Source organism: Vibrio sp. Y10_XG_PY6 (assembly GCF_024181795.1).
Taxonomy (GTDB): domain Bacteria; phylum Pseudomonadota; class Gammaproteobacteria; order Enterobacterales; family Vibrionaceae; genus Vibrio; species Vibrio diabolicus.
Genome location: NZ_JAMZAQ010000011.1, coordinates 1 through 18,369 on the forward strand (window position 1 = coordinate 1; position 18,369 = coordinate 18,369).

Sequence of the window (18,369 nt, forward strand, 5' to 3'; positions counted from 1 at the left end):
CATGTGTTAGGCCTGCCGCCAGCGTTCAATCTGAGCCATGATCAAACTCTTCAATTTAAGATTTTGTTCGGCTCAATGAATACTGAACATTACATAAAGTAATGTTTGAATTGACTGTGCTCTTATTGGTTTTCACTTTAGAAAAGTAAAACAAAACAGCTCAAGGCTGCTTCCCAATTCGAATGGCCACTTCGTTTCATTGAAACCTAATTTGAAGCCGAAGCTTCTAATTGGATTATCATCAACGAGTGCCCACACAGATTGATAGGTTTATATTTTTAAAGAGCTTTTCTAACTTATCCAGCAACTTAGTTGCTCGTCGTTAGGGGTGCGTATCTTACTCCGCACCGTGAGAGAGTCAAGCATTTTTTCAAATTTCTTTTTCTCTCACTTCCGACTCGCTGTGTGACTTTCGTCTCACTCCGTGTCGGTGGATGCGCAGTATAGGGAGTTGAGAAATTAGTACAAGCGTTTTTTGCAAAAAAACTTTCAACCGAACAAATAGCAATCACTTTGTGTGTATACCAAGCGATCTTGGCTATTTTCTCTCATTTAAAAGGATCTTTCCTCAAGAAAAAGGGCGTTTCTACCTGAATTACGATCTTCAAATTTGATGTAATTGAAGCAAATGATATTCACTCAGCGCGCTTTTTCTTTTCTGCCTGCTGTATAAAAGATAAAAAAAGAGCAGAACGATAACGAACTGCTCTTTGGTCTTTGCTTTTTACTTGGGATACTTCAGGTGAAGTCTTGGAAAAGTGCTTCTTCTATATATAGAAGAAAAGATCAGAGCATCCTTGCCCTTCTCTTTACGACAGATTAGTTAGGGGGTATATCTAAATGTCGTTATTGTTCGATGACACATTGAGCTAGTAAGAGTGGAGCATGCTTGCATTCTCAATGGCGTCATCTTAGAGAGGAACTTAGTTCTTCAATACTTTTACGGTGTAGCTACCATCTTTTTGTTGGTACAGACCGTGGATGTCGGTTTCGAAACCTGGGTAATGCGCACCGATCTCACAAAGCATCTCTAGGAAGTCCAGCACAGGACGAGACTCTTGAGTCACCATTTCACCAGGAAGTACTAGTGGCACACCTGGAGGGTAAGGAAGGATCATGTTCGCACTTACGCGACCAACCATTTCTTCCAGTTTGATTTCTTCTACGTTACCGCGAAGCTCTTCTTGCCATGCTGCGTGTGGTGTTACTTTCATTTCTGGAAGTACATCGAACGCTTTGTACATTAGCTCTGGTAGGTTGTATTTCTTAGTTAGGTCGTGAATTGCTTGTGCTAGTTCTTGAACGCGCATGCCTTCATAGAAGCTTGGGTCTTCGTTATATAGCGAAGGAAGGAAGCTCTTGATGGTTAGGTTCAAGTCGTAGCCACGTTTAAATTCAGTTAGACCGCGTAGCAATTGCATTGCTTTTGATTTGTCGATACCGATTGAGAATAGGAACAACAAGTTGTATGGGCCTGTTTTCTCAACCACGATGCCGCGCTCGTCTAGGAATTTAGCCACCAGCGAAGCAGGAATACCTGATTCTTCTAGTTCGCCTTCTTTATTCATCCCCGGAGTTAGTAGCGTTACTTTGATTGGATCAAGATACATGTGGTTGTCATCCATGTTCTTGAAGCCGTGCCATGTGTCGCTAGGATCTAGTTTCCAACACTCTGTGGTATCGATGTTTTCTGGTTGCCATACATCGAAGAACCAGCTGTCACTTTCTGCTTCTAGGCGTTTGATCTCTTTACGGAAGCGAATTGCGCGATCGATAGAGTCTTGCATCAACTTCTTACCTGTGTTGCCGCGCATCATTGCCGCTGCAGTTTCAGTAGAAGCCACAATGCCGTACTGAGGTGAAGTTGAAGTGTGCATCATGAATGCTTCGTTGAAAGACTCTTTATCAAAGTCACCTTTCACGTGAATCATTGAAGCTTGTGAGAACGCTGCCAACAGTTTGTGTGTTGATTGTGTCTCGTAGAACACTTTGCCTGGCATCGCTTCACCACTCATACCACATTTACCTTCGTAAATTGGGTTGAAGTTAGTGTAAGGCACCCAAGCACTGTCGAAGTGGATGTGTTTACAGTCTAGCGACTCTTTGATGAATTGTGTGTTGTACAACAGACCATCGTAAGTTGAGTTAGTCACTACTGCGTAACTTGGCGCTGTTGCACCTGGTGTTTTCGCCACTTTCTCTGCAATGACATCACGGCTGAATTCGCTTTGTGGAATACCACCAAGGATGCCGTATGCGTTACGAGTTGGACGGAAGTAGATTGGTGTCACGTCGCTCATCATCATTAGGTGAGTCAGAGATTTGTGACAGTTACGGTCAATCAGTACTGTGCTGCCCGCAGGCGCTGAGTACATACCCACGATTTTGTTCGATGTAGACGTACCGTTAGTTACGATGTACGAGCTGTCTGCATTGAAGGTACGTGCGATGTATTCTTCTGCATCTTTATGTGGACCTGAGTGGTCTAGTAGAGAACCTAGCTCAGGCATTGAGATTGATACGTCCGCTTTGAATGTGTTTGGACCGTAAAAATCGTAGAAGATACTACCAGCAGGGCTTTTCTGGAATGCAGTACCACCCATGTGACCTGGAGTACAGAAGGTGTATTTACCTTCTTCTACGTATTTGAATAGCGCTTTAGTGAATGGAGGCATGATGGCATCTTTGTATGCCTCAGTCGCTTGGTTGATTTTGATAGCGATGTCGTCAGCCATACCTAAAGCGTACTCGAAGAAGCTCACGTTTAGACGTAGGTCTGTTAGTGAAATGTCTAGAGTAGACTGTTCGTTAGCAAATGCGTGAACAGGCAGTTTTTCGTTGATTTGACTGATACGTTCACATAGCTCTAGTGAGTATTTATCCCAGTCGAACAGCACACCGCAAATGCGTGGGTTCATCTCAATCATTTTGATCAAGTCTTTATCATCTACTGGGTAAACCACTTCGTAGCCCGCTTTCTCAAGAGCAGCGTGAAGTTGACGAACTGGCTCTTCTTTAAAGAACACACCCATGTGGTTCAAGATAGCGAATATATTCATTTGGACATCTCCAAGGCGAATGAGGGCGCTCTTTGCCATTTACAGGCAATGAGTAAGGTGAGCGCCGCGTGAATTTGGGTTTTATGGGCTGGCACCGTAGTGCCAGCGTTTTGGGGATTAGTTGCTTGCTTGGGCAGGCATGTCGTCAGCGTGCATTTTCACGTACTGAGCAAGACCTGCTTTTTTGCTGTAGAACATCAAGATAACGAGAGACACGATGAAGGTTGCTGTTAGCGTACCGCCCTCTGCACCTGCTAGTGCGATGAAGCAGAACAGACAAGCCACACCAGAGAACAGCATTACGAAGCCGTTGCGTGTTGTCATACCTTCGAAGCGAATCAAGTTAATGCTTGAGTAGAAGTAAGGCAGCATAGTTAGTAGAACTGCATCAGTCGTTAGCTGGTTGAACAGGTCTGATGCGTGTGCTGTTTTAGAGCTGAAGAACATCAGTACAACCATTAATGCTGTCATCTTGATTGACGCAAGGATTAGACCTTTCTTAGGCACACCGTTTTTGTCAGTTTCGCCGTAGATTTTAGGGAAGTTGCCATCGCTTGCTGCACGTTTACCAGCCTCGCCCACCAGCATCATCCAAGAACCTAGCGAAGTGAAACATGCTAGTGCTGTGAATGCTGATACGAATGGTGCTGTCCAGCTACCGAATAGCTCAGTGGTTGCCAATGCAAATGGCGCACCTGATGCCGCAACTTCAGAAGCAGGGAACATGCCGCTGATCATTTGAGTTGATAGGATATAAATCACACCTGCGATACCAGTACCCAGCATGGTTGCTAGCGGTACAGTACGTTTAGGGTTTTCTACCATACCTGTCGATACTGCTGCTGATTCCACACCAACGAATGACCATAGACAGATAAGAACCGCAGTCACAATCGCATGGCTATCCGTACCCGCAGATACGTTCCAGTTTTGGCTGTATAGCGCAGTGTCGAAGTGCGTCCAACCAAACGCCGCTGTACCAACAACAGGAATGAGGATTAGAACAAGACCAAGCGTACATAGACGGCTTACCCAGCTACCACCAAGTAGGTTGACGAAAGTGAAGATCCATACCGATGCAATCGTCGCAATACCTGCTGGGATTGGGTCATTAAGCACAGGGAAGAATACTGAAAGGTAAGAAACACCTGTAATAGCAATAGCTAGGTTACCAATCCAGTTCGCGTGGTAATACAGCACGCCCGTTTGGAAACCAAAGACTGGGGAAACTTCGCCCGCATAAGCGATAGGACCACCTTCTTGAGGGTTTTTGGTTGCCAGACGAGCGTAAACAAACGCAAGGCTCAGTGCACCGATCAAACAGATCAGCCAGCTGAAAATTGAAACAGAGCCTACTGAAGCTAGGCTAGAAGGTAACAGTGCAATACCACTACCCATCATGTTACCGGCGACTACACCCGTACAGGCAATTAGGCCGATTTTTTTCGTATTCGATGACATAACATCTCCAAATCTATTCTACTCAAGTCAACGTGACTCAAACTGAACGGTTATTAGCGAGATGCTATGAAGTAGATACCTGCTCGACCTCGCTAAATTTCGAAGTGAAGACTACGCCCAAAAACTGGGAAAAAAATAAACTTGGCGTTATCAATAAAATGATTAGTTCATCAACATCAAGTTGAGATAAACATGATGAACACAAAAACATAAAACTATATTATTCATATAGTTATAATGAAAACATCAAACCTTCTACCGATAGATAAACTTTCATCAACTCGTTGGTAATCGCGATAAAAATTATCAACCTCAATCAACTTCCCCGTCCCGAAGGGTTGATTCCCTGAACCTGTTGATTCCATAAACCTCTCCCTGATCGCGCTTTTTGACCCACATCAATATTCATCTCGCCTGCAAGAAAGCATCAGAATCATTCTCGCCAAATAACCCAGCCAGACACCCCATACAATCAATAGAGATAGAGATAGAGATAGAGATAGAGATAGAGATAGAGAAGAAAACCGGATATGTCTTCCCGTTGCAAGCTTGCGTTACTGGCTCCTTCGTAAGTCATTACCCCACCGCCCACCCTTTTCACTTTTCGACAGCTACAAAAAAGCCCCTCACCGAAATGAGGGGCTAGTATTTGACTGACGTTGAGTGCGAGAGAATTAAAGCATTCGAACGACAGAAGGGTGAACAGCGCGATACATGGCGTAATCAATCGCCTTCATGTTACTTGGGAAGACCAAGTTTTCGCACAGCAGGTACGTCTCAACCGACGTATCAATATAGAAAGCTTCGCTGTAAGACTCACTGGCCAAATCCAGATCACCATCCAATTCAGCGTGCTTACCACGAATCACATAAGACAGCACCGAATCACGTAACCTCAAAGCCTGCCCAAGATGCTGCTTGGCTGAAGCCATGTCACCAATAATGGTTTCGTGCAGGGCTAAAGCTTCATAAATTCGCGGTTGAATTGGCCCAACCATCATTTTTACGTTAGTTTCTAGTGCGTCACTCAACTGCTGCACTCGCCCTTTCTTCAACTCCTGTGAAAAGTCGAGCACCTTCTGCACGTGGTAAGCAATCAATAACTCTGCCTGAACGTAAGCATTATCTGGCTCAATTTCTAAAATGTTTTCCAGCAAGTTGACGCCTTGGCGAAACTGCTTGGCATCCGAGACATTGAGATAATGGTTAGCTTGAACAAACAGCTCCAAAGCATCTGGGTTAATTGGCATTCCCGCCACCAACATCGTGGATTTCAGCTTGGCATCCGGCACTTTCAGAACTTGCATCAAGTCTAACGACGCTTGTTGAAGCACTGTCTTTAAATGGCTGCTGGTTAACGCGTATTGACGACTAAACAACACCTTTTCAGATGAGTTATTCCGATATTCCACCTCTAAAAAGCTGCCACCCTCATTTTCACGAACCCGCACCACAACCGATTTGCCTGGCACAATACCCGAGGTAAACGACGTCTTCTTTAGCATGACTCGGTAATCGCTCACTTGAGCAATGTCGGACATCAACTTTTGGGCAAACCCGTCTGCCAAGTCGTAGCTTAACCCTTCGCTCGTGAAGTTATCTTGAAACTTGAATTCGATAAGGTGAGTATCGATGGCTTGAGTAATACGCACTTCCGATTGCTTGTAGGTAAACACACCCATCACCACAACCAAAACACTGATCCAGATGAAGTTCATGATCCCCAGGCGCCACGGACTGATTTTATTTTTTTTCGGAGGGGCCTTTTTCTCTTTAGACATCTCACAGACCGCGCGAGTCAGAGGGCCAGCAGGAAAGGTGACGGCAGGTGCGATAGGTAGAGTATCTTCTTCTGATTCTTCAACAATAGGAGGAAGAGTTTCTGAATCACAATGACGACTTGCGAGGAATTCCTCGAGTGTCATTGGGGTCACATTCGCCACCAGCTTGTAACCACGTTTCGGCACTGTAATGACGTAGCTGGTATTTTCTTCCCGACCGTCACGCAGTAATTTACGTAACTCAAAAATGGACTGAGTCACCACTTGATCGGTCACAATCGCCCCTGCCCAAACGTATTGGATCAATTCCTCACGATTGAACACCTCATTCGCATGCTCCGCTAGGAAATGCAGAAGATTAATTAAGCGTGGCTCAACAGTAACTTCCCTATCTTGTCGATACAGCTTATTTTCATCAACGCTTAAAACCCAGTCATTGATTTGAAAATAGACTCCAACCATGTATGAAAACTCTCGTATCTACAGACAGCGCTACGGCAGGAATCAAACAATGGTCAATTCCTACAGGTAACTAAAGGCGAGATTATAGGTGGGAAAACGGCGCGCACCTAGAAAAGCAAGCCGCCAAAAATGCAAACTTAAGTTAAGTGATGCAGAAATGAGACTACTCAAGTGCTGCAAGGATAGAACAATGAGTAGCATCATCGTCCGTATGACCACAGCAAGCATCATTAATCTTCTTCAAAGCTCGGCGAATTTTCGTTAGCTCGTTAATTTTTCCATCAATCAGCTCTAACTTAGCAGAAGTAATAGCTTTAACCTCTGCACAGCTGTGTTCTGTCGCTTCTAGTTTGATTTCTAGTAGCTCTTTAATCTCATCCAGGCTCAGGCCCAGCTCTTTACCTTTAAGGATGAAGTGTACCTGCTTTTGATTCTCTTCATTGTAGAGACGATAACCTGATTCACTTCGACCTGCGGGCTTTATCAGCGCGTTTTTCTCATAAAAACGCAGCGTATCTGCCGTCACACCACAACGTTTTGCCAGTTCACCTATCTGAAACATAACTTTCCCTATTAACTATCTCGTTACTTTTAAAGCTAAAGAACCTCTTTTTCACAATTATTTTTGAGATGCCAAACGATTGCGCGAGCTTTTTTGTAATAAATTGGTTAGAATACGCGCCATCAAATGTGGAGACTATTTTCTAACCAGAAAACATCCGGCAAAGGTCTTTACCAAAACTGGCCAATATTTTACCCCAAGAGGTAAAAACAAGTTCATTTTTGGCAAACATCTTTAACTCCGTGAATTTGAGGAAAATGGAAGCATGAATAACGCTCGTCCTATTCGCCGTGCGCTTATCAGCGTATCAGACAAAACAGGTATTGTTGAGTTTGCACAAGCTCTTGCTGAGCGCGGTGTCGATATCCTATCTACTGGTGGTACAGCACGCCTACTTGCCGAACAAGGCATCGCAGTAACAGAAGTCTCTGACTACACAGGTTTCCCAGAAATGATGGACGGCCGCGTTAAAACGCTTCACCCGAAAGTTCACGGTGGTGTGCTTGGTCGTCGTGGTCAAGATGACGACGTGATGGCAAAACATGGCATCAATCCAATCGACATGGTCGTTGTTAACCTATACCCATTCGCAGAAACCGTTGCAAAAGAAGGCTGTACACTAGCTGACGCGGTTGAAAACATCGATATCGGCGGCCCAACGATGGTTCGCTCTGCAGCGAAAAACCACAAAGACGTAACTATCGTGGTGAACGCTCACGACTACAACCGCGTTATCGCTGAAATGGACGCGAACGAGAAGTCTCTAACACTAGAAACTCGTTTCGACCTAGCTATCGCAGCATTCGAGCACACAGCATCTTACGATGGCATGATCGCAAACTACTTTGGCACTATGGTTCCATCTTACGGTGAGAACAAAGAAGGTGATGAAGAGTCTAAATTCCCACGTACTTTCAACCAGCAATTCGAGAAGAAGCAGGACATGCGCTACGGTGAGAACAGCCACCAAGCAGCCGCATTCTACGTTGAAGCAAACCCACAAGAAGCATCCGTTTCTACTGCTCGCCAAATCCAAGGTAAAGCCCTTTCTTACAACAACATCGCAGACACTGATGCAGCGCTTGAGTGTGTGAAAGAGTTCAACGAGCCTGCATGTGTGATCGTAAAACACGCGAACCCATGTGGTGTAGCTCTAGGTAAGGACATTCTAGAAGCGTACAACCGCGCTTACCAAACTGACCCAACATCTGCATTCGGCGGCATCATTGCATTCAACCAAGAGCTAGATGCTGAAACAGCAGCCGCTATTGTTGAGCGTCAATTCGTTGAAGTGATCATCGCACCTTCTGTTTCTGCTGAAGCGATTGAAGTGGTTGCAGCGAAGAAGAACGTGCGTCTACTTGAGTGTGGCGAATGGACAACTAAGACAACTGGCTTTGACGTGAAACGCGTGAATGGCGGTCTACTGGTTCAAGACCGTGACCAAGGCATGGTGAGCCTAGACGATCTTAAAGTCGTGTCTAAACGTCAGCCGACAGAAGAAGAGCTAAAAGACGCCCTATTCTGCTGGAAAGTAGCGAAATACGTGAAATCTAACGCGATCGTTTACGCGAAAGGCGACATGACTATCGGTGTAGGCGCTGGCCAAATGAGCCGCGTTTACTCAGCGAAAATTGCCGGCATCAAAGCCGCAGATGAAGGCTTAGAAGTTGCCGGTAGCGTAATGGCATCTGACGCTTTCTTCCCATTCCGCGACGGTATCGATGCCGCAGCAGAAGCCGGCATTAAGTGCGTAATTCAGCCAGGTGGCTCTATGCGTGACGACGAAGTTATCGCAGCAGCAGATGAGCACGGCATGGCGATGATCTTCACGGGTATGCGTCACTTCCGCCACTAATTTCCTCATCGTATTTGGCACTGTGGCATTGTTAACTGCTTTCGGCCACCCCGGTTACGTAGCTGGCTATGTTTCCGGGATGGGCTCAATTGTTGCCTAGCCACATCATCAAATACTTTGAGTAAACAGTATTTATAAGATTAAGGATTTTCATATGCGAGTTTTAATCATTGGTTCAGGCGGTCGTGAACATGCGCTAGGCTGGAAAGCAGCGCAAAACCCAAATGTTGAGACTATTTTCATTGCTCCAGGCAACGCAGGTACGGCACTAGAGCCAAAACTAGAGAACGTAAACATCGATGTAGAAGACATCGCTGGCCTTGTTGCTTTCGCCAAAGAAAAGGCGATTGAACTGACTATCGTTGGCCCAGAAGCACCATTGGTTATTGGTGTGGTTGATGCGTTCCGCGAAGCGGGCTTACCAATCTTTGGCCCTACCCAAGCCGCAGCGCAGCTTGAAGGCTCCAAAGCGTTTACTAAAGACTTCCTTGCTCGTCACCAAATCCCAACCGGTGCATACGCAAACTTCACAGAAATTGAACCAGCGCTTGCTTACGTGCGTGAGCAAGGTGCGCCGATTGTGGTGAAAGCCGACGGCCTTGCGGCTGGTAAAGGCGTGATTGTGGCAATGACGCTAGAAGAAGCCGAAGACGCAATCAAAGACATGCTAGCAGGCAACGCATTTGGTGACGCAGGCAGCCGCGTGGTTATCGAAGAGTTCCTAGATGGCGAAGAAGCAAGCTTCATCGTGATGGTGGATGGTGAGAACGTTCTGCCAATGGCCACCAGCCAAGATCACAAACGCGTAGGTGACAAAGATACAGGTCCTAACACTGGTGGCATGGGCGCGTACTCGCCAGCTCCTGTGGTAACACCAGAAATTCACAACCGCATCATGGAAGAAGTCATTTACCCAACGGTACGTGGCATGGCGTCTGAAGGTAACCCATACACAGGTTTCCTATACGCGGGTCTGATGATCGACAAAGATGGTACGCCTAAAGTGATCGAGTACAACTGCCGCTTCGGTGATCCAGAGACACAACCAATCATGATGCGTATGGAATCGGATCTGGTTGATCTTTGCTTGGCTGCGATTGACCAAAAACTGGATCAAGTTGAATCAAAATGGGATCCACGTGCGTCGATTGGTATCGTACTCGCAGCCGGTGGTTACCCAGCAGCGTACAACAAAGGCGATGTGATCTCTGGTCTGCCACAAGTTGAAATTGAAGGCGAGAAAGTCTTCCACGCGGGTACAGACAATAAAGATGGCAACATCGTAACAAATGGTGGTCGCGTATTGTGTGCAACTGCGTTGGGCAACAGCGTATCAGAAGCGCAGCAACGCGCTTACGAGCTTGCAAAACAGATCAGTTGGGACGGCATGTTCCATCGCAGTGACATCGGCTACCGTGCGATTGCACGTGAGCAAGAAAAATAAAAACAACTTAAGTTGGCTAAAAACAAAAGGCGCATTCAGCGCCTTTTTTATTACTCTGTCAGCAAGTAAGTCTCACCAAGCTTACTCAGCGAGTAATGCTGGTCGTGGTACACAATCAAAGTCATCATCATTGAGCATCAACAGTTCATCAACCATTGCTTTATTTCGTGACTGCTTGCCGACAAAAGCCACGTAACTGTCTACAGATGAAAGACGCTCGATAATAAATTTTGGCAACGTCTGATTAAACTCGAGTGTCGAGAACGCTTTACCTTTGCAGGTTTCAAACGATTGGCCATTCCAATAACCTTGAATGAGGCTCTGACTGTTACGAGACTGCGCCTTAACCGACGCCACTACATCATTCGCTTCTGTCTTGTAACGTTCTAATTGTTCATGCTGAAGTGGTAAGACTTTACGATTAACGCGATATTGTTGGTAAACCGCTTCGCCATCTTTATTAAAACGGATGTGGATTTGAAAAGGCACCAACTCTTGCTTGGTATCAACTTGCTCACCTTTTCGAATCAACTCTCGAAGCTCACCTTCATCCCAACGGTAGTCACTTTGAAACCAGCCATTATCCCCCATCGTTACGTAATCAGCAGCCGTACTCACGCGAGTGAGTTTCTCGGTCATCCAGTACAAGCTACTTGCGTCTCCAGCAACTTTGCCGCCAGAGAAGTGAGTGAATTGTTCTAAATTAGGAGTTTCAACCGACGAACAGCCAAAAAGGGTAAAGCTAGATAAGAGAAGTGAAGCGAGTAGATGTTTTTTCATGAAGTTGCACCGAGGCAGGATACCTCGGTGCATTCTAACTTAGTTTACTGATTCTTTCAGCGCTTTACCTGCTACGAATGCAGGTACGTTAGCTGCTGCGATTTGAATCTCGTCACCAGTCTTAGGGTTACGACCAGTACGTGCAGCGCGGTGGTTTACTTTGAATGTACCAAAACCAATTAGTTGAACTTGGTCACCCTCTTTAAGTGCACCAGTTACACCATCAAGAGTCGCTTCAAGAGCAGCTTTTGCTTGTGCTTTTGATAGGTCTGCTTTCTCTGCGATAAAGTCGATTAATTGGGTCTTGTTCATTAGGTTTCCCTTCTCATAGGTTATCGAATTCGTCTCACTCTAAAACATAAATGCCCCATCTGGCAAAGGTTTGTAAGCGATCTTTCGATTTTCTGACGTACTTTTAGCCATAATATGAGTAATAACTCACAATTTGTTACCACATACCCCCTGAAAACCCTTGCTTTCCAAGGTATTTGGACCAATTTATAAGGCACTTTTGCGGTTATAATAGCTGCAAATAACCATTATCAAACTACATTCAAGGGCAACTATGCTGCTGTTATCCATTTATATCTCTATTGCAATCGGCATTTCGTTTATCTGTTCGGTGCTGGAGGCGGTACTGCTGAGTATCAGTCCGAGCTACATTGCGCAGCTCAATCAACAGGGGCATCCCGCAGCTGGGCAACTGGCTAAGCTAAAATCAGATATCGACCGACCATTGGCATCCATTCTGACTCTAAACACCATCGCTCATACCATCGGCGCGGCCACTGCTGGTGCACAAGCTGCGGTTGTATTTGGTAGCGAAGCGTTAGGTATCTTTTCGGCAGTGCTCACACTGGCGATCTTGGTGCTTTCAGAAATCGTACCGAAAACAATTGGCGCAACTTACTGGCGCCAATTGGCGCCAACCGCGGCAGTCGCATTACGTTGGATGGTATGGGCGCTAACGCCATTCGTATGGTTTTCAGAGCAAATCACCAAGCGTCTTGCTCGTAACCACGAAGCTCCGAAAATGCGTGATGAACTGTCTGCAATGGCGATTTTGGCACGTGAAAGCGGTGAATTTGCCGAGGGTGAATCAAAAATCTTAAGCAACTTGCTTGGCATCCAAGATGTACCCGTAACGCAGGTTATGACGCCACGTCCTGTGGTATTCCGTATCGATGCCACGATGACCATCAATGAGTTCCTAGAAAAACACAAGGATACGCCTTTCTCACGCCCATTGGTTTATAGCGAGCAGAAAGACAACATCATTGGTTTTGTGCACCGCCTTGAGTTGTTCAAACTCCAACAATCAGGTTGTGGACAGAAACAACTGGGAGCAATCATGCGCCCGATTCAAGTGGTGCTAAACAACACGACTTTACCGAAAGTGTTTGACCAAATGATGACTCATCGCCTACAGCTAGCCCTTGTCGTTGACGAATACGGTACTGTGCAAGGCTTGGTGACGTTGGAGGATATTTTTGAACACCTCGTGGGTGAAGAAATCATCGATGAAGCGGATAAAAGTACCGACATGCAAGAGCTGGCTTACCAACGTTGGGAAAGTTGGAAAGAGATGCACGGCGTAATCGAAAGCCGCGATGACGATGAAGAAGAGGAAGAACTGGAGAAGCATCACAAGGAGCCAGAAACTCAAGAAGCGACAAAACCAGACTCTAAAGAATCGTAATCAGCATTGGGCATAACCGCTCAAACGCCGCAAACAAAAAGGCATCCATTTGGGATGCCTTTTTCTATCTACTCAACGATTAAAGTGCGATGCCGATGTTGCTCACGCCTTCTTCACGTAACTCTTCACGTAAATCTTTAATCAAGCTGATGTCACGCTCTACCGCTTCACGTAGTGGACGGAAAATAGCCCACTGCACGTCCCATTCTTCACATACGGCTTCATTTTCTTTCTGATTGTCGTTGGTGATTGGCTCTTCACCTTGCGCTTGCTCTAGATCAGCAACGGTTTGTACCGACTGTTGGCTCACTTTAAGCATTGAATCGAAAAGGTAGTCGCGATCCAATAGGCCATGCAGTAACGTAGACAAACCCTGACACGCGTCCATCGCTGGGTAAACCCCGTAAAAATCGAACTCATCCGCACTTGGGAACAACTCTTCTAACTTCTCTAATTGACGTTCGAAGTTAATTTTCGCGTTCTTAACTGTCAAAATTTCCCATACACTATCAAGAATCGCTCGGTACGCACGCGGGTCAGCAAATTCTGTATTCTCACAAAACATCGCATAGTTTGGATACATGCGTTCACACAGACACGCCATAAAGGTAATTTGTTGCCAAGGTTCTAGTTTTTCTAAACGAACCTGAAGAGGATTCTTAAGCATAGTCACTCAATCATTGAAGAAAAAAACAGCGAAAGTGTACTTGATTCATCACAGGGAAAAAAGTTAATGCCGCATTCAAATCAGATTTTCCTGCTCTCAGAGCATCGCGACACCTACAAAACGTTACTGGCAGAGAAAAATCTGCCCGATCTTTGCCTCACCGACGAACCAGAAGCCGCTCAGATCGTACTAGCGGACCCGCCCTTACTATCACAAAGCTTAGACGAATTTTCACAGCTTGAATGGGTGCAATCCACGTTTGCTGGTGTCAACGCCTTAACATCCCCTAGCCTTCGTCAGGACTATACTCTAACTAACGTTCGAGGCATCTTTGGTCCACTGATTGCCGAATATGTGCTGGGTTACAGTATTGCCCATTACCGCCACTTTGCCCGATACCACCAGCAGCAACAAAACAAACAATGGCAGCCTCACCTCTATACATCATTACAAAGTAAAACCATGGTGATTCTCGGTACTGGTAGCATTGGGTGTTATTTGGGCAATGCCGCTAAAGCAATGGGGATAAAAACTATCGGTATGAACCGCACAGGTATTCCGACCTCAGGTGGTGAGTTTCATCAGACCTTTCATATCAGTGAACTAAGTAAGGCATTTGAACAAGCCGACATTGTTGTGAATACCCTACCAAGTACACCAGAGACGCGACAGTTACTCAATCGTCAAACACTCAGCCATCTAAACAAGGCGTTATTATTCAACGTGGGTCGTGGCGACGTACTGGATGAGGCTGGGTTGCTCTTCGCTCTGAAAAACCGTTGGGTAGAACACGCCTTCTTAGATGTATTTGAGCAAGAACCGTTATCGGTAGAGCATCCGTTCTGGAAGCTACCGCAAGTCACCATCACTCCACACATTGCTGCACTGAGTTTTCCCGAGCAAGTCATCGAGATTTTTGCTGACAACTATCTACGCTGGCGCGATGGGTTTTCATTAAATTATCAAGTGGATTTCGAAAAGGGTTACTAAGAATGTCGTTAGACGAGATATTGCAGCAAGTGAGGGCCTGCCAGATCTGCGCGGATAATTTACCTTTGGGCGCAAACCCTGTCGTACAAGCAGCAAAAGGGGCACGCATCCTAATCATCGGTCAGGCCCCTGGCACACGTGTACACAAAACCTCGATACCTTGGAATGACCCAAGTGGTGATCGATTACGCCAATGGCTCGATATCGACAAAGACGTTTTCTACGACCCAAATAAAATTGCCATTGTCCCAATGGGATTCTGTTACCCAGGCAAAGGGAACTCTGGTGATTTACCGCCTCGCAAAGAATGTGCGCCCACTTGGCATAAAAAGATTCTTGAGCAGCTGCCCAATATAGAGCTGACTCTACTGATTGGTCAGTATTCACAACAGTACTACCTGACCAATAAGCCCAAAACGCTCACGCAAACCGTTCAGCAATGGCAAGATTGGGAGCCGGACTTTATCCCGCTCCCTCACCCATCTCCACGCAATACATTGTGGTTAAAGAAGAATCCTTGGTTTGAATCTGAAGTCGTGCCATACCTTAAAAAACGCGTTCACTCGATGCTTTAGGTCACCCATGATCTAATTGCTTTTTTATCTGTACAAGAAAATGAGCACACAAACACAAACCGCTAAGCTATTGTTTATAATAAAATTAAAAAATAAGCGTACAGACTAAATAGCAATTAGATCATAGTAGGCCAAATACTACTAGAGCTGTACAGCCTTGAGTCTCAGATAGAAAAACTGAATTTTAGGTAAAAAAATACCGGCACTGAATGCCGGCATTTGATTTCAAAAAATCTAACTTACTTATGGTATGGCTTAGATAACTCGTGTACCGCATCCACAAACACGCCTGCGTTTTCTGGCGGCACATCCAAGTGGATACCGTGACCTAGGTTGAACACATGACCAGTCCCCGTATCACCAAATCCTTCTAGGATATCCGCTACTTCTTCACGGATGCGCTCTGGCGAAGCGTAAAGCATTGATGGGTCCATGTTACCTTGCAGCGCCACCTTATCACCAATACGTGCTTTCGCGTCTGCAATGTTGATTGTCCAGTCTAGACCAACAGCATCACAGCCCGTTGCTGCGATTTGCTCAAGCCACATACCGCCATTCTTAGTAAACAGTGTGACTGGCACGCGACGACCATCGTTTTCACGAATCAGACCATCAACGATCTTGTGCATGTATTGCAGTGAGAACAGATTGTAATCACGAGGCGTTAGTACGCCACCCCATGTGTCAAATACCATTACCGATTGCGCACCCGCTTTAATTTGCGCGTTTAAGTACTCGATAACGCTATCTGCCAGCTTATCTAGAAGTAGGTGCAGAGTTTGTGGTTCCGCGTACATCATCTTCTTGATCTTGGTAAACGCTTTAGAGCTACCACCTTCGATCATGTACGTCGCAAGAGTCCAAGGGCTACCAGAAAAACCAATCAGCGGCACTTCACCCTTCAGGTCTTTACGGATCTGGCGTACTGCGTTCATTACGTATTGCAGTTCACCTTCAGGATCTGGCAAACCAATTTTTTCCACGTCGGCTTTACATGTAATTGGGTTATCAAAAACAGGTCCTTCACCCGCAGCGAAACGTAAACCAAGCCCCATTGCATCTGGAATCGTTAAGATATCCGAGAATAAGATCGCGGCATCAAGAGGAAAACGGCGTAATGGTTGAAGTGTCACTTCGGATGCTAATTCTGCATTTCGACACAAAGACATGAAATCACCCGCTTCTGCACGAGTCGCTTTGTATTCTGGTAGGTAACGACCTGCCTGGCGCATCATCCATACTGGCGTGTAATCTACCGGCTCTTTTAAAAGCGCACGCAGATAACGATCATTTTTTAATTCAGTCATTCCGTAATTCCAACTGTTAGGCTTTCTTTGAAAGGGGGTATTCTATCACTGATTTAAGTCCAATAGCTGTGTGCTTTGCAACCTGGATCAAGTTATTAACTTTTAAATCAATGCTTAATTTGCACCCAATAGGTATCAGTGTTAAAAATTTGTTCGCTAGCGAAAACTACAATTATAAACTGAGTACCCGTACTCAGCATCTCATAACGACATCTTACTTACCCCCTCCCTCTCGGAGGGTTTTTTTTATCTATTTATCAGATAATTAGAATCAATATCTTGTAGCGTTTGTTCGATAAGCGCTCTTGCAATCGTTCCTTTAGGCGCAACAGGCGGCATCTCGTCAATACCAAACCATTGTGCATCAGACAGCTCAGTGTAGTCTGGACTTAACTCTCCCGATTCATAGTCAGCTAAAAACCCCATCATCATACTCGATGGGAAAGCCCAAGGCTGGCTGCCAAAGTAACGAATATTTTTAACGAGAATTCCTGTTTCTTCATGAATTTCTCGAGCCACACACTCTTCTAATGTCTCACCAACTTCTAGAAAACCGGCAATGACGGTATACATACCATTTCGATGCCTTGGATGTTGAGCCAATAAGATCTGATTCTCTTTACGCACAGCAACGATAATACATGGAAATATTCGAGGATAATGGAGAGTACGGCATTCGCCACACTGCATAGCTAACTGGTTATTATTAAGAAAGTTTCTTCCACCGCACTGTGGGCAAAAACGCAGACTTTGCGTCATGTGCCCATACTGGACCGCTTTACTTAACAACATAAATAATGGCTCAGGAAAATGCAGGCAGTCGCGTAGTGAGACTAATGGTAGATCATGCTCCAGATCAGACAAATTAAGCCACATGACGGGCGAACCTGAATACTCACCAATGGGTCTTGCACTCACTTCAGGCAGTGATAACTGCTCTGCAGACCCGAAAGGCACAGCACCATCCACCAGCCAAATTTCACTTCCTGCAACAACACACCAGTACGCATTTATCGCGCGGTTAACATCACCTTTTCTTAACATTACACCATCCCTTTGCTTGAAGTTCGTTCATTTTACTGGCAATCTAATTTCATACTAGAGTTTGTCGTTAAGTAAATTCGCACTCTAAATTCTAGTAAGGACAAGAGTTTGTAATAACTTTACTAACTTTGCTTTGCAAAGGATACGTTCGCCAACAGGCGATCAGATCATGAGGGCATGGTCATGCTAAAAAAATTCAAACAAACACAAGACCAGTGGGGTGGCTCAAGTGATGTCATTGATCACTGGTTAGAGACACGACAATCCCTGATTGTTGAATATTGTAAGCTTGCAGCGCTGCAACCTTGTTCGAAAACCAATGTTATTGAACTCCCATCTCCTTCCGAACTGCAGGATTTCTGTCAGCACCTCGTTGATTACATCTCCGAAGGCCACTTTAAAATTTATGACATGGTTATGGACCGTTGGAAAGCAACCGGCTTTGTCGTGACTAATGAGATCAATCAAACCTATGGTCAAATTGTTCTAACGACTGAACCATTATTGAACTTTAACGATAAGTACTCAGAAGTGACTGAAGATGATGAATTAAATGATTTCGATTCTGATATGTGTCTCATTGGGGAAATTCTTGAGACTCGCTTTGAAGTCGAGGACTATCTGATACAGCAAATCGCAGAAAGCCTGTCTATGCCACCTGGGGCTTAGTATTTGCAAAC

15 protein-coding genes are annotated in these 18,369 nt (G+C 45.4%); 6 read left to right on the forward strand and 9 right to left on the reverse strand.

Annotation, left to right across the window (positions count from 1 at the left end; genetic code table 11):
- Positions 1 to 923: 923 nt before the first annotated feature.
- From NL644_RS22795 to zntR, 4 genes are all read right to left on the reverse strand, one after another.
- The gene (locus NL644_RS22795; protein ID WP_005481757.1) at positions 924 to 3,059 is read right to left on the reverse strand and encodes a lysine decarboxylase CadA; all 2,136 of its coding nucleotides are present in this window, start codon (positions 3,057 to 3,059) and stop codon (positions 924 to 926) included.
- A 117-nt stretch (positions 3,060 to 3,176) separates the two neighbouring features.
- Positions 3,177 to 4,520: a cadaverine/lysine antiporter gene (gene cadB / locus NL644_RS22800; protein ID WP_053808506.1), complete on the reverse strand. Its 1,344-nt coding sequence runs from the start codon at positions 4,518 to 4,520 to the stop codon at positions 3,177 to 3,179.
- A gap of 674 nt (positions 4,521 to 5,194) precedes the next feature.
- Positions 5,195 to 6,763, reverse strand: a complete 1,569-nt coding sequence (gene cadC, locus NL644_RS22805) for a lysine decarboxylation/transport transcriptional activator CadC (RefSeq protein WP_114324195.1) — start codon at positions 6,761 to 6,763, stop codon at positions 5,195 to 5,197.
- Between the two features lie 163 nt (positions 6,764 to 6,926).
- Entirely contained in the window at positions 6,927 to 7,325 is a 399-nt protein-coding gene (gene zntR / locus NL644_RS22810; protein ID WP_005397290.1) for a Zn(2+)-responsive transcriptional regulator, read from the reverse strand.
- A 265-nt stretch (positions 7,326 to 7,590) separates the two neighbouring features.
- Between zntR and purH the strand changes: the two genes are divergently transcribed.
- Together purH and purD are read left to right on the forward strand one after the other, a co-directional pair.
- Complete coding sequence (purH, locus tag NL644_RS22815) at positions 7,591 to 9,183, forward strand: bifunctional phosphoribosylaminoimidazolecarboxamide formyltransferase/IMP cyclohydrolase (protein WP_114324193.1); 1,593 nt, start codon at positions 7,591 to 7,593, stop codon at positions 9,181 to 9,183.
- A gap of 154 nt (positions 9,184 to 9,337) precedes the next feature.
- Positions 9,338 to 10,627, forward strand: a complete 1,290-nt coding sequence (gene purD, locus NL644_RS22820; RefSeq protein ID WP_046874616.1) for a phosphoribosylamine--glycine ligase — start codon at positions 9,338 to 9,340, stop codon at positions 10,625 to 10,627.
- 81 nt (positions 10,628 to 10,708) lie between these two features.
- Here the strand turns inward: purD and NL644_RS22825 are convergent, their stop codons facing one another.
- Positions 10,709 to 11,407: a DUF1481 domain-containing protein gene (locus tag NL644_RS22825; protein WP_181869571.1), complete on the reverse strand. Its 699-nt coding sequence runs from the start codon at positions 11,405 to 11,407 to the stop codon at positions 10,709 to 10,711.
- 39 nt (positions 11,408 to 11,446) lie between these two features.
- A complete protein-coding gene (gene hupA, locus NL644_RS22830) occupies positions 11,447 to 11,719 on the reverse strand; it encodes a nucleoid-associated protein HU-alpha (RefSeq protein ID WP_005382524.1) in 273 nt (90 codons plus the stop codon).
- Between the two features lie 253 nt (positions 11,720 to 11,972).
- Between hupA and NL644_RS22835 the strand changes: the two genes are divergently transcribed.
- Positions 11,973 to 13,106: a hemolysin family protein gene (locus NL644_RS22835; protein WP_065644986.1), complete on the forward strand. Its 1,134-nt coding sequence runs from the start codon at positions 11,973 to 11,975 to the stop codon at positions 13,104 to 13,106.
- Positions 13,107 to 13,185: 79 nt separating this feature from the next.
- Here NL644_RS22835 and NL644_RS22840 read toward each other — a convergent pair whose 3' ends face one another.
- Positions 13,186 to 13,773 carry a YjaG family protein gene (locus tag NL644_RS22840; RefSeq protein ID WP_065644987.1) on the reverse strand — a complete coding sequence of 196 codons (588 nt, stop codon included), beginning with the start codon at positions 13,771 to 13,773 and terminating at the stop codon, positions 13,186 to 13,188.
- A 66-nt stretch (positions 13,774 to 13,839) separates the two neighbouring features.
- Here NL644_RS22840 and NL644_RS22845 point away from each other — a divergent pair, with 66 nt between their 5' ends.
- A complete protein-coding gene (locus tag NL644_RS22845) occupies positions 13,840 to 14,763 on the forward strand; it encodes a D-2-hydroxyacid dehydrogenase (protein WP_114324191.1) in 924 nt (307 codons plus the stop codon).
- A gap of 2 nt (positions 14,764 to 14,765) precedes the next feature.
- Positions 14,766 to 15,338, forward strand: a complete 573-nt coding sequence (locus tag NL644_RS22850) for a uracil-DNA glycosylase family protein (protein WP_114324190.1) — start codon at positions 14,766 to 14,768, stop codon at positions 15,336 to 15,338.
- 239 nt (positions 15,339 to 15,577) lie between these two features.
- Here NL644_RS22850 and hemE read toward each other — a convergent pair whose 3' ends face one another.
- Complete coding sequence (gene hemE / locus NL644_RS22855; RefSeq protein ID WP_005397282.1) at positions 15,578 to 16,645, reverse strand: uroporphyrinogen decarboxylase; 1,068 nt, start codon at positions 16,643 to 16,645, stop codon at positions 15,578 to 15,580.
- Between the two features lie 246 nt (positions 16,646 to 16,891).
- A complete protein-coding gene (gene nudC, locus NL644_RS22860; protein WP_006743187.1) occupies positions 16,892 to 17,689 on the reverse strand; it encodes an NAD(+) diphosphatase in 798 nt (265 codons plus the stop codon).
- A 177-nt stretch (positions 17,690 to 17,866) separates the two neighbouring features.
- On the opposite strand from nudC, the gene rsd reads away from it, so the two are divergent.
- A complete protein-coding gene (rsd, locus tag NL644_RS22865) occupies positions 17,867 to 18,358 on the forward strand; it encodes a sigma D regulator (RefSeq protein ID WP_161444795.1) in 492 nt (163 codons plus the stop codon).
- Positions 18,359 to 18,369 lie beyond the last annotated feature (11 nt).

Excerpts from the sequence above, each read along its gene's own strand:
- zntR (WP_005397290.1), bottom strand. The coding sequence starts at position 7,325 with ATGTTTCAGATAGGTGAACTGGCAAAACGTTGTGGTGTGACGGCAGAT.
- cadC (WP_114324195.1), bottom strand. The coding sequence starts at position 6,763 with ATGGTTGGAGTCTATTTTCAAATCAATGACTGGGTTTTAAGCGTTGAT.
- NL644_RS22825 (WP_181869571.1), bottom strand. The coding sequence starts at position 11,407 with ATGAAAAAACATCTACTCGCTTCACTTCTCTTATCTAGCTTTACCCTT.
- NL644_RS22840 (WP_065644987.1), bottom strand. The coding sequence starts at position 13,773 with ATGCTTAAGAATCCTCTTCAGGTTCGTTTAGAAAAACTAGAACCTTGG.
- NL644_RS22795 (WP_005481757.1), bottom strand. The coding sequence starts at position 3,059 with ATGAATATATTCGCTATCTTGAACCACATGGGTGTGTTCTTTAAAGAA.
- NL644_RS22850 (WP_114324190.1), top strand. The coding sequence starts at position 14,766 with ATGTCGTTAGACGAGATATTGCAGCAAGTGAGGGCCTGCCAGATCTGC.
- purD (WP_046874616.1), top strand. The coding sequence starts at position 9,338 with ATGCGAGTTTTAATCATTGGTTCAGGCGGTCGTGAACATGCGCTAGGC.
- cadB (WP_053808506.1), bottom strand. The coding sequence starts at position 4,520 with ATGTCATCGAATACGAAAAAAATCGGCCTAATTGCCTGTACGGGTGTA.
- hemE (WP_005397282.1), bottom strand. The coding sequence starts at position 16,645 with ATGACTGAATTAAAAAATGATCGTTATCTGCGTGCGCTTTTAAAAGAG.
- hupA (WP_005382524.1), bottom strand. The coding sequence starts at position 11,719 with ATGAACAAGACCCAATTAATCGACTTTATCGCAGAGAAAGCAGACCTA.
- purH (WP_114324193.1), top strand. The coding sequence starts at position 7,591 with ATGAATAACGCTCGTCCTATTCGCCGTGCGCTTATCAGCGTATCAGAC.
- rsd (WP_161444795.1), top strand. The coding sequence starts at position 17,867 with ATGGTCATGCTAAAAAAATTCAAACAAACACAAGACCAGTGGGGTGGC.
- nudC (WP_006743187.1), bottom strand. The coding sequence starts at position 17,689 with ATGTTAAGAAAAGGTGATGTTAACCGCGCGATAAATGCGTACTGGTGT.
- NL644_RS22835 (WP_065644986.1), top strand. The coding sequence starts at position 11,973 with ATGCTGCTGTTATCCATTTATATCTCTATTGCAATCGGCATTTCGTTT.
- NL644_RS22845 (WP_114324191.1), top strand. The coding sequence starts at position 13,840 with ATGCCGCATTCAAATCAGATTTTCCTGCTCTCAGAGCATCGCGACACC.